This is a genomic window from Micromonospora sp. NPDC006766 (genome assembly GCF_040636055.1).
Lineage (GTDB): Bacteria > Actinomycetota > Actinomycetes > Mycobacteriales > Micromonosporaceae > Micromonospora.
In genome coordinates this window covers 1-10,289 of the sequence record NZ_JBEYIX010000090.1, presented here as the reverse complement: position 1 = coordinate 10,289, position 10,289 = coordinate 1, and the positions used below count along the sequence as shown (strand labels likewise).

Annotated in this window: 11 protein-coding genes and 1 pseudogene; 8 read left to right on the top strand and 4 right to left on the bottom strand. The window is 72.1% G+C overall.

Annotated features, from left to right (window positions below):
• Positions 1 to 365: pseudogene (locus ABZ671_RS31750) on the bottom strand (hypothetical protein); the annotation flags it as partial.
• Between the two features lie 524 nt (positions 366 to 889).
• Here ABZ671_RS31750 and ABZ671_RS31745 point away from each other — a divergent pair.
• The 3 genes from ABZ671_RS31745 to ABZ671_RS31735 all read left to right on the top strand — a co-directional run bounded on the left by ABZ671_RS31745 (position 890) and on the right by ABZ671_RS31735 (position 3,836).
• On the top strand, positions 890 to 1,216 hold the full coding sequence (locus tag ABZ671_RS31745) for a hypothetical protein (RefSeq protein ID WP_357865015.1): 327 nt from the start codon (positions 890 to 892) through the stop codon (positions 1,214 to 1,216).
• The gene (locus tag ABZ671_RS31740; RefSeq protein ID WP_357865013.1) at positions 1,213 to 1,866 is read left to right on the top strand and encodes a nucleotidyl transferase AbiEii/AbiGii toxin family protein; all 654 of its coding nucleotides are present in this window, start codon (positions 1,213 to 1,215) and stop codon (positions 1,864 to 1,866) included. Before ABZ671_RS31745 ends, ABZ671_RS31740 begins: the two co-directional genes overlap by 4 nt.
• 164 nt (positions 1,867 to 2,030) lie before the next feature.
• Positions 2,031 to 3,836: a 5'-nucleotidase C-terminal domain-containing protein gene (locus tag ABZ671_RS31735; protein WP_357865011.1), complete on the top strand. Its 1,806-nt coding sequence runs from the start codon at positions 2,031 to 2,033 to the stop codon at positions 3,834 to 3,836.
• A 66-nt stretch (positions 3,837 to 3,902) separates the two neighbouring features.
• On the opposite strand, the gene ABZ671_RS31730 is transcribed toward ABZ671_RS31735, so the two are convergent.
• Positions 3,903 to 4,088 carry a hypothetical protein gene (locus tag ABZ671_RS31730; RefSeq protein ID WP_357865009.1) on the bottom strand — a complete coding sequence of 62 codons (186 nt, stop codon included), beginning with the start codon at positions 4,086 to 4,088 and terminating at the stop codon, positions 3,903 to 3,905.
• A gap of 92 nt (positions 4,089 to 4,180) precedes the next feature.
• On the opposite strand from ABZ671_RS31730, the gene ABZ671_RS31725 reads away from it, so the two are divergent.
• Entirely contained in the window at positions 4,181 to 5,215 is a 1,035-nt protein-coding gene (locus ABZ671_RS31725) for an NAD(P)-dependent alcohol dehydrogenase (RefSeq protein WP_357865008.1), read from the top strand.
• Between the two features lie 8 nt (positions 5,216 to 5,223).
• Here ABZ671_RS31725 and ABZ671_RS31720 read toward each other — a convergent pair whose 3' ends face one another.
• Positions 5,224 to 6,384 (bottom strand): geranylgeranyl reductase family protein, encoded by a 1,161-nt coding sequence (locus tag ABZ671_RS31720; protein WP_357865006.1) that lies wholly within the window; start codon positions 6,382 to 6,384, stop codon positions 5,224 to 5,226.
• A 137-nt stretch (positions 6,385 to 6,521) separates the two neighbouring features.
• On the opposite strand from ABZ671_RS31720, the gene ABZ671_RS31715 reads away from it, so the two are divergent.
• Positions 6,522 to 6,758, top strand: a complete 237-nt coding sequence (locus tag ABZ671_RS31715; protein ID WP_357865004.1) for a hypothetical protein — start codon at positions 6,522 to 6,524, stop codon at positions 6,756 to 6,758.
• 72 nt (positions 6,759 to 6,830) lie between these two features.
• On the top strand, positions 6,831 to 8,309 hold the full coding sequence (locus ABZ671_RS31710; protein WP_357865003.1) for an MFS transporter: 1,479 nt from the start codon (positions 6,831 to 6,833) through the stop codon (positions 8,307 to 8,309).
• Here the strand turns inward: ABZ671_RS31710 and ABZ671_RS31705 are convergent.
• The gene (locus tag ABZ671_RS31705; protein ID WP_357865002.1) at positions 8,258 to 8,842 is read right to left on the bottom strand and encodes a helix-turn-helix domain-containing protein; all 585 of its coding nucleotides are present in this window, start codon (positions 8,840 to 8,842) and stop codon (positions 8,258 to 8,260) included. The two genes, ABZ671_RS31710 and ABZ671_RS31705, sit on opposite strands and share 52 nt — an antisense overlap.
• 74 nt (positions 8,843 to 8,916) lie before the next feature.
• Here ABZ671_RS31705 and ABZ671_RS31700 point away from each other — a divergent pair, with 74 nt between their 5' ends.
• Positions 8,917 to 9,258 (top strand): hypothetical protein, encoded by a 342-nt coding sequence (locus ABZ671_RS31700; RefSeq protein ID WP_357865001.1) that lies wholly within the window; start codon positions 8,917 to 8,919, stop codon positions 9,256 to 9,258.
• On the top strand, positions 9,255 to 10,181 hold the full coding sequence (locus ABZ671_RS31695; protein WP_357864999.1) for an alpha/beta fold hydrolase: 927 nt from the start codon (positions 9,255 to 9,257) through the stop codon (positions 10,179 to 10,181). Before ABZ671_RS31700 ends, ABZ671_RS31695 begins: the two co-directional genes overlap by 4 nt.
• The last annotated feature ends 108 nt before the right edge of the window (positions 10,182 to 10,289 follow it).

The following is a 10,289-nucleotide window of genomic DNA, read 5'->3' as shown; positions in this document are numbered from 1 at the left end:
CAACCCGAGCTCGGGCGCTGCTGGAACAGACCCAGCGAGTCATGGTCATTCTGGTCACCCAGGTGGCCCAGGTTCTCCAGCTTCGACTCCTGCAGGCTGGTGGCGATCGAGATCACCGCCGCCCGCTCGGGCAGGCCGGCCTTCTTCGTCGCCGCGATGATCGCCTTCACATTCGCGATCTGCTCACCGTTGAGCGTGATCTTCGACTGCGCGCCCTGCACGGCCGGCTTGCCGGCCTGCACCGCGGCCACCGGGGCGGCCTGCACCGGCTCAGCGGCGTGAGCGGCGATCGGACCGGCGAACACACCACCGGTGAAAGCCAGACCAGCAACACCAAGAATGCTCTTACGCAGCATCGAGTTCATGATTCACAAGCTCCATTCGGGGGGTCGGCACACCAGCCCATCGGGGTGGACAAGGCGTGCGAGCACCACGTCAGGCGCTCAAAACAGGGGAAAGTCTCTGCCCGGCCGGCTCGCGGGGCGGGGCCTCTTCGCGGCGCCGGGACCATGTACAACGACCGGCGGCCCGCCAACATTCCGGGCCCACACACCCCGCCTCACCAGGCAGGGGGCGTCTTCCTCGGCCGTGCACCCGGGTTCAACCACCCCGACCCGCCCGCGATTCCGGCCCGCGGATGCCCCCGACCACACCACAAACCCGACATCTCGCCCACGCCGCCCAGGCGGCTCACCAGTCGCGTCGGCAAGATCCGGACAACTTCCCCGAAGGTGGCCCCTCCCGGCGGCGGGAGGCAGCACTTTCCGGGAAACTGCGCGGATCATGGCGGCGTGCGGGCGCCGCGCGGCGCACACCGGGCGCGGGTACGGTCGGGGCGCTCTGAGCCACGCCGTCCCGTGACGGACGAGGCAGGCGTTACGCTGGCAGCATGCCGGCCACCACCAGCCTGTACCTCGCCCGCCCCGGGCGCCCTGCCGTGGTGGCCCGCACCCTCACGGAGCTCACCGGCCCCACCCGGGGCATCGTCGAGCTGCCGGTATGCCTGATGTGGAGCAGCGAACGCGCCTTCGACCTCGCCGACCCGGACGAGTTGCTCTGGATGTACGAGAACGTGCTGCGGGAGACCAGCCGGGTCGACGACCTGCGCCAACTGATCGACGGGCGGACGCTGCGCCGGGTGTGGCGGCGGCTGAACCTGCCGCGGGGCGTACGCCTGGCGTGGGAGAGCCAGCACCGGGACTTGCGTACCGCGTGAGCCACCTACACGACTTCTACCGGGACGTGGCCCGGGTGGCCCTCACTGCCGCCGGCCCGCACCGGTTCGTGCTGGGCGGCGGCGTGGCCTGGGCGGCGCACGGTCTGGTCGCCCGCCCGACGGAAGACGTCGACCTCTTCGCCGACGTCGAGGGAGCGGCCGCCGCGGCCGCCGCCGGGGTGCGGGCCGCGTTGGAGCGGACCGGCTACCAGGTGGTCGACGCGGACCCGGACAGCGAGTTGGCGGAACTGTTCGACGGCTTCGACCGGGACATGCGGGACTTCGTGGTGAGCCGGGACGGCCGGCAGATCCGACTCAGCCTGGCCCGACTCGACCGGTACCGCAGCCCCGTGGTGATGGATCTGGGCCCGGTGATGGACGTCCGCGATCTCATCGCCAACAAGACCGCCGCGCTGGTCAACCGCCGGGAGGTACGCGACTACATCGACGTCTCCACCGTCCTGAACCGGTACGAGGTGGCCGAGCTGCTGGAACTGGCCCGCCAGGTGGACCCGGCGCTGGACCTCGCGGACGTCCGGGCGGCGGGCCGCTACCTGGACCGGGTGTCGGACCGTCGCTTCACCCGCTACGGGCTCGACGCGGACCAGGTCGCCGAGGTTCGCCGCCGGATGGCCGCCTGGCCCCGCTGAGCTGGACCCGAACGGCCATGGAGTGACCGTCGTGTTACACCGAGGCGACCAGAACGGGCGGTGAGGTGAAACATCTCGCGGGGATGTGGTGCCAGCGACAAGTGGTCGTTTATGGTGCGCAACGGCGCTCACAAGGCGCCTCCACCCCCATGGAAAGGCACCTCATGACTTCGTCCTCCGGCGCCTCGCGGCGCCAGGTGCTGGCTGTTGCGGCCGCCGCCGCGACCGCTCCCCTGCTTGCCAGCGCTCCCGCTCGGGCCGCCGCCTCGAACGGCAACGGCGTCCCCACGACGACCTGGGACCTGACCGTCCTCGGCACCTCGGACACCCACGGCAACGTCTACAACTGGGACTACTACCTCGACGCCGAGTACGACGACAGCCAGCACAACGACGTCGGCGTCGCGAAGCTGGCCAGCCTGGTCAACCAGATCCGCGCCGAGCGGAAGGGCAAGGCGACCCTGGTGCTCGACGCCGGCGACACCATCCAGGGCACCCCGCTGGCCACCTACTACGCCAAGCAGGAGCCGATCACCGTCACCGGTGAGACGCACCCGATGGCCAACGCGATGAACGTGCTCAACTACGACGCCGTCACGCTGGGCAACCATGAGTTCAACTACGGCCTGCCGCTGCTGGCCAAGTGGATCGAGCAGCTCGGATTCCCGGCGCTCGCGGCCAACGCGCTCAACGCGAAGGACGGCAAGCCGGCCTTCCTGCCGTACGTGATCAAGCCGGTCAACCTCGGCGGGCACGGCGCGCCGGCGCTGAACGTCGGCATCCTCGGCCTGACCAACCCCGGTGTGGCCATCTGGGACAAGGACCACGTCGAGGGCAAGCTGATCTTCGCCGACATGGTCGCGACCGCCGCGAAGTGGGTGCCGATCATGCGGGACCGCGGCGCCGACCTGGTCATCATCTCCGCCCACGGCGGCGACAGCGGCACCTCCAGCTACGGACCGGAGCTGCCGAACGAGAACCCGGTCAGAATGATCGCCGAGCAGGTGCCGGGCATCGACGCGATCCTCTTCGGCCACGCCCACAGCGAGATCCGGGAGAGGTTCGTCACGAACACCAAGACCGGCGAGCGGGTGCTCACCTCGGAGCCGTCGAAGTGGGGTCAGCGGCTGACCCGGATGGACTTCACCCTGGCCCGGGAGAAGGGCCGCTGGAAGGTCATCGCCAAGGGTGCCACCATGCTGAACACCAACACGGTGGTCGAGGACCCGGCGGTGCTCGCGGCCGTGCGCGGCCAGCACACCAAGACGGTCAACTACGTCAACCAGGTCGTCGCGCGGTCCACCGTGGAGCTGTCAGCCGCCGAGTCGCGGTACAAGGACACTCCGATCCTGGACTTCATCAACAAGGTCCAGACCGACGTGGTGGCCGCGGCCATGGCCGGCACCGCGTACGCGAGCCTGCCGGTGCTGTCCATCGCGGCGCCGTTCAGCCGTACCGCGGTGTTCCCCGCCGGGGACGTGCGGATCCGCGACCTCGCGGGCCTCTACGTGTACGACAACACCCTTGAGGCGGTCGTGATGACCGGCGCCGAGGTGAAGGCGTACCTGGAGTACTCGGCGAAGTACTTCCGCACGCTGCCGGTGGGCGCGGCCGTCAACCCGGCCACCATCAGCGACTCGAGCGTGCCGGACTACAACTACGACACGCTCTCGGGTGTCGACTACGACATCGACATCTCGAAGCCGGTCGGCCAGCGGATCACCCGGCTGGTCATGCCGGGCACCGACACCCCGGTCGCCGCGGACGCCCAGTTCGTGGTGGCGGTCAACAACTACCGGCGCAGCGGTGGCGGCAACTTCCCCGGCATCGTGAAGACCCAGGTCTACAACGCGCAGCAGGAGATCCGTCAGCTGCTCATCGAGTGGGCGCAGGCCAAGGGCGCCATCGACCCGGCCGACTTCTACGTGCCGAACTGGAAGCTGGTCCGCGAGGGCGTGCCGGTCTTCTGATCCGTACCGATCCGGCGGGCCGCGGGGGGGGGTGTGCCACCCGCGGCCCGTCGGCCGTTTCCGGGCTCAGCCCGGATTCCGCAGGGCCCACTCGTCGGGGTCGCCGGCCGGCTCCGGCCGGTCGCGGCGGGCGTCGGTCTCCGTCAGCGCTACCTGATCCTCAGGACGCACCCCGGGTGGCAGTTCACCGAAGCGAACCTGCCGAAGGAACGCGTACTCCTCGTCGGTGAACGACTCGTTCGGCTCAGCCATGACCGCATTGTGCGCCCGGCCGTCCACCGCCCGCATCAACCAGGACGGCATGGGTAAGCCGCCGCGACGAAGCGACGAAGCGGAGGACGACCATGCGCGCGGTACGGATGACCGCCCCCGGGCTGCTGGAGCACGCGGAGGTGCCCACCCCGGCGGTCGGGCCGGGTGAGGTGCTGCTGCGCGTCGGCGCGGTCGGCGCATGCCACTCCGACCTGCACATCCTCGACGCGCCGGAGGGGATGTTCCCCACCCCGATGACGCTCGGCCACGAGATCGCCGGCACCGTCGACCAGGTCGGCCCCGGGGTCACCGGTTGGTCCCCTGGGGACCGGACCGCCGTCTACGGCATCATCGGCTGCGGCCACTGCCGCGCCTGCCTGCGGGGGTTGGAGAACCAGTGCCGGGTCGTGCCGGTGGGCGGCATCGGGCTCAGCCGCGACGGCGGGCTGGCCGAGTACGTGGTGGTGCCCGCGTCCCGGCTGCTGCACGTCGGGGATCTGGACCTGACCCAGGCGGCGCCGCTGACCGACGCGGGGCTCACCCCGTACCACGCCATCGAGCTGGCTCGGGCGAAGCTGCGCCCCGGCACCACGTGCGTGGTGATCGGGATCGGCGGGCTGGGCCACATGGCGGTGCAGATCCTGGTGGCCACCACCGCGGTACGGATCATCGCCGTGGACACCAGCACGGCGGCGTTGGACCTGGCCACCCGGTTGGGCGCGCACGAGGTGGTGCAGGCCGGGCCGGACAGCGTGGAGCGGATCCGGGCGCTGGTGGGCCCGCCGCCGGACGGGGCGGACGTGGTGCTCGACTTCGTCGGGGCCGACCCGACCCTGACCACCGCCCGGCAGGTGGTCGCCACCGGCGGCCAGCTGATGCTAGTCGGCCTCGCCGGGGGCACCCTTCCGGTCCGGCCGGTCGCCGACGAGCCACCGACCGTGCCGTTGGAGACCGGCGTCGTGGTGCCGTTCTGGGGTACCCGGGCCGAGCTGCAGGAGGTGATCGCCCTGGGCCGGCTCGGACGGTTGCACGCCGACGTGCATACCTTCCCGCTCGATCAGGCGCCGGAGGCGTACGCGGCGCTGCGCCGGGGGGAGATCCACGGGCGGGCGGTCATCGTGCCCTGACCGCCGGGCTACCCGGCGGTGGGCCGCTGCGCCGTCCGCTGCTGGCGGGGCGGGAGCCGGTCCAGCAGGGCCAGGCCGGCCCGGACGGTACGGCGGGCCAGTACCCGGTCGAAGCTCGTCCGGCCCTGACAGAACCGGACGAACATCCGCCAGCCGGGTGGGGTGGCCAGCAGCGCGTGGAACACGTCCGGGCGGTGTTCGAAGAGCTCCAGCAGCCGGTGCCCGGCCAGCATCTCGGGCACCACCTGTCGGCGTACCTCACGCTCGTAGGCCGCGGGGTCGCCGCCGGCCACCGCCTCGCCGGCCAGCCGGCCCGACCGCAGGGCGAAACTGATCCCCTCCCGGCTCCACGGTTCCAGCAGGCCGGCCGCGTCGCCGGCGACCAGCACCCGGCCGCGACGCAGCGGCGAATCCTCCGTGCGGCACCGGGTCAGGTGGCCGGAGTCGTGCTCGGGGGTCAGCTCGGCCAGGTTCAGCCGTGCCAGGAAGTCGCGCAGGTAGGCGCGGGTCCGCTCCCCCTCGCCCCGCGCGGAGATGACACCGACGGTGAGCCGGTCGCCTTTGGGGAAGACCCAGGCGTACGACCCGGGGATGGGTCCCCAGTCGAGCAGCACCCGGCCCCGCCAGCGTTCCTGCTCGGCGGGAGGGATCGGCAGTTCCACCTCCAGCCCCAGGTCGACCTGGCGGTGGGCCACCCCGACGTGCCGAGTGGTGACTCCGGAGGAGCCGTCGGCGCCGATCACCGTGCGGGCGCGTACGGTGTCGCCGTCGGCCAGCCGCAGGCGTACCTCGTCGGGGTCCTGCTCGATGGCGCGGACCGCGACGCCCTCGCGGACCTCGACCCCCGCAGCGCTCGCGGCGGCCCGCAGGCGATGGTCGAACTCCTCGCGGCGGATCATGCTCACGAATGGAACGGGGTGCCGGCGGGTGAAGCCGCGTCGCCCGTCCCGGGTGAACGTGACCCGGTCGACCCGGTCGTGGACCGGCACGTCGATCCGGTCCGCGACCTCGGCCAACGAGGGGCCGATCAGCCCGCCGCCGCAGGTCTTGTAGCGCGGGTGGGTGGCGCGTTCGAGCACCAGGGTGCGGGCGCCGGCCCGGGCCGCGGCGTGGGCGGCGGACAGTCCGGCGGGGCCGGCACCGACGACGACGAGATCCCAGTTGATCACTGGTGCAGCCTAAGGCACGACGGGCCGGCTTCGCCCGGCGTGAGCCCCCGTTCGGGTGGGCATCATCGGAGGTCCTCGGGGTAACCGCCGGGTGCAGACCACCCGCCGGTGCGGCGGGTCGTGCCGAGGAGGGAACGATGCAGCAGGTACAGCTGTCCGATATCGAGCAACGGGTGTACCAGGCGGTGACGGAGCTGGAGGTACGGGGACACGTGCCCTACCCCGACCTGATCGCCGAGGAGGCGGGGATGACCGAGCAGGAGCTGCGCGAGCCGCTGCACCTGCTCACCGAACGGGGCCTGCTACACCGGGAGGACTCCCCGATGGCGGGTCTGGACTTCGGCCCACGGTGGTGTGCGCGCCAGATGGCGTGAGTGCGTCGTTTGCCCTACCGGGGGCCGGGTTAGCCATCGGGGATACGCGAGCGACGGCCTTCGGGGGGCGGGATGAGCACGGACCGGTCGGCGCCGGCGGCCACCGCCGGGTACGACGACCGGCGCCGCTGGCAGGCGCTCGGCGTCGGCCTGGTCGCCGCGTTCATGACGCTGCTGGACGTCAGCATCGTCAACGTGGCCGTGCCGTCGATCGACCGGGCCCTGCACGCCACGCCGAGCGACCTGCAGTGGGTGTTGTCCGGGTACGCGCTCACCTTCGGCCTGATCCTGGTGCCGGCCGGGCGCTTCGGTGACGCGCGCGGTCGGCGTACCGGGTTCGTGGCCGGGCTGGTCCTGTTCACGGTGACCAGCGCGGTGGCCGGGCTGGCCGCGTCGCCGCTGTGGCTGATCATCGCCCGGCTCGTGCAGGGCGCCGCCGCCGGGGTGGTCAACCCGCAGGTGAGCGGCATGATCCAGCAGCTGTTCCGGGGGGCCGAGCGGGGCCGGGCGTTCGGGTTACTCGGCGCCACCATCGGCATCTCGACCGCGGTCGGCCCGCTGCTCGGTGGGCTGCTCATTCAGGCCGGCGGCGAACAGCACGGCTGGCGGTTCGTGTTCTTCGTGAACGTCCCGGTCGGCATCATCGCCGTGCTGCTGGGCTGGCGGCTGATGCCGGCTCGTCCCACCGGGGCGGCCGACCGGAATCGGCTCGACCCGATCGGGGTGCTGCTGCTCGGCGTCGCGGTGACCCTGGTGCTGCTTCCGCTGGTGCAATGGCAGCAGTGGCACGGCGGGGCGAAGTGGCTGCTCATCCCGGCCGGCTTGGTCGTCCTGGTCGCGTTCGGCTGGTGGGAGCGGCGGTACGAGCGGCGCTGCCGGCAGCCCCTGTTCGACCTGCGGCTGTTCGGGCTGCGCTCGTACACCCTGGGGACGCTGATCGGTCTGCTCTACTTCGCCGGGTTCACCGCGATCTTTTTCATCTTCACCCTGTATCTGCAGATCGGGCTCAACTACAGTGCGCTCGGCGCCGGTCTGGCCATCACCCCGTTCGCCCTCGGCTCGGCGGTGGCGGCTGCGGCGAGTGGCCGGGTGGTCAACCGCTACGGCCGGCCGCTGGTCGGCATCGGCCTGCTGGTGGTGGTGATCGGCCTCGGCGCGATCGTGTGGCTGCTGCGCGGCTCACCGCACGTCTCGGTGCCGCTGCTGACCGCGGCGCCGTTCCTGGTGGCCGGGCTCGGCAGCGGCCTGGTCGTCGCGCCGAACCAGACGCTGACCCTGTCGAAGGTGCCGGTGCCGCAGGCCGGCAGCGGGGCCGGAATGTTGCAGACCGGCCAGCGGATCGGGTCGGCCGCCGGGATCGCGGCGGTCGGTGGGCTGTTCTTCTCGACGCTGGTCGACACCCGCGACGACTGGACCGCCGCGTTCCGGCGATCCCTGCTGCTGGCCGCGGCGATCATCACGCTGGCGCTCATCGCCGCGGTGGTCGACATCGTGCTGGGTCACCGCCGGTCCGGTTCCGTCTCCCCGGCCCGGTCGGGCGCCGCCTCCTGACCGTCGGCGGCCGGCAGCAGGACGGTGGTGAACAGCCGCCGGGTGCGGTCCGGACCCGGGTCGAGCGCCGTGTACTCGGCGAACAACTCACGCAGCCGGGTGACGAAGGCGGTCAGCTCCGCATCGGTTGCGTAGAAGGCGTTCTGCCGGTAGCCGGCCAGGTCACGGGCCAGGTCGCCGCCGCCGCCTGCCAGGTAGCGGTCCAAGTCGGCGAGCAGCCCCGCGACGAAGGTGAGGAACGCTCGGCGATGCTGCTCCGGGGTCATCGCCCGCGCCTCGTCGCCGTTGACCGAGGCCGCCGCCTCGACCAGCCGGTAGCTGCGCTCGACCGCGCCTCGGACCCGGCGTTCGCCGACGGGGAGCAGGACGCCATGCCCGGCCAGGGTGGCCACCTGCCGGTACAGGGTCGCCGGCGGGACGTCCGGCAGCTCGGCGCGCAGGTCGGCGGTGGTCAGCGTACGGCCGCCCAGGAACGCCTGGACGATCCGCAGCCGGACCGGGTGCAGGAGCAGCTCCGCAGTGTCGGGGGCCACACCATCCCCCCTTTCGTTCTCATCGGTGATAACGTTCTCAGTAGCGATATTATAGCGAGACAGGGGAGCTCTCGATGGCGACCATCGACCTCAGCACCGATACGATCCGCGTACGACTCACCCCCGCCGAGAAGCTCTGGGCCCTGCGAGGCGACCTGGCCTTCCCCCGCAGCGCGGTGCGCGACGTGGCCGTGGAGGCCGACGGCCTGCACGCCACCCGCGGCCTCCGGGCACCCGGGCTCGGCGTGCCCGGGCTGCGCAAGGTCGGCACCTGGCTCAGCCGAGCCGGCCGGGAGTTCGTCAGCGTCCGCGCCGACCAGCCGGCCGTCCGCATCACCCTCACCGGCCAGTGGTACGACGCGCTGCTCATCGGCGCCGACGACGCGGCGGCCCTCGCAGAGGCGGTGCGCGGATGACCACCGAACGGGAACTGACGTTCACCTCCGCCGAGCACCGCCTCGTCGGCACCCTCACCCTGCCGGACGGTCCTGGTCCGCATCCGGCCGCGCTGCTGCTGCCCGGCTCCGGGCCGCTGAACCGCGACGGCGACCACCGCCGGCTCCGCATGGGCATTCAGCGGGACCTGGCCGCCGCCCTGGCCGCCGCGGGTATCGCTTCCCTGCGCTACGACCGGCGCGGAGTCGGCGACAGCTCCGGCCGATTCCTGACCACCGGATTCCACGACAACGTCGACGACGCGCAGGTGGCGCTCGCGGCGCTCGGCGCGGACCCGGCCGTGGACCCCCGGGCGCTGTTCCTGATCGGACACAGCGAGGGAGCGCTGACCGCAACCGCCCTGGCCGCCCGCGGCGTGGCGACGGCCGGACTCGTTCTGCTCGCCGGCACCGGCCAGCTCGGAGCCGAGGTGCTGCGGTGGCAGGCCGCTCAACTGCTGCCCAGCCTGCCCGCCCCGGTACGCCTGCTGCTCCGCCTCACCCGCACCGACGTGGTGGCCAAGGTGACCCGCAACCACGAGAAGATCCTGGCCACCACGGATGACGTCGCGCGGATCGGCGGGCAGCGGCTCAACGCGAAGTGGCTGCGGGAGTTTCTGCGCTACGACCCGCGGCCCGACCTCGCCCGCGTGCACGCTCCGATCCTCGCCGTGACCGGCGACAAGGACCTCCAGGTCGACCCGGCCGACCTGGAGGTCATCGCCGAGAGCGCGGGCGGGCCGGTCGAGACCCGCCTGCTGCCCGACGTCACCCACGTGCTGCGCCGTCAGCCCGGTCCCGCGTCGCTACGGGCGTACCGGCGGGAGGTCCGCGATCCGGTCGACCCGTCGGTGACCGGCGTGGTCGTCCCCTGGCTCACCGCCCGGGTCGCCGAACCGCACTGAGAGCTGGAGAGAGATGCCGCTGGCCGGCACCCGTGTTCGGGTGGCGGCCAGCGGCGGTGTGGGAGTTGTTCCAGTACTGGGCGACCAGGTCGGCGGCCAGCTGCTCCC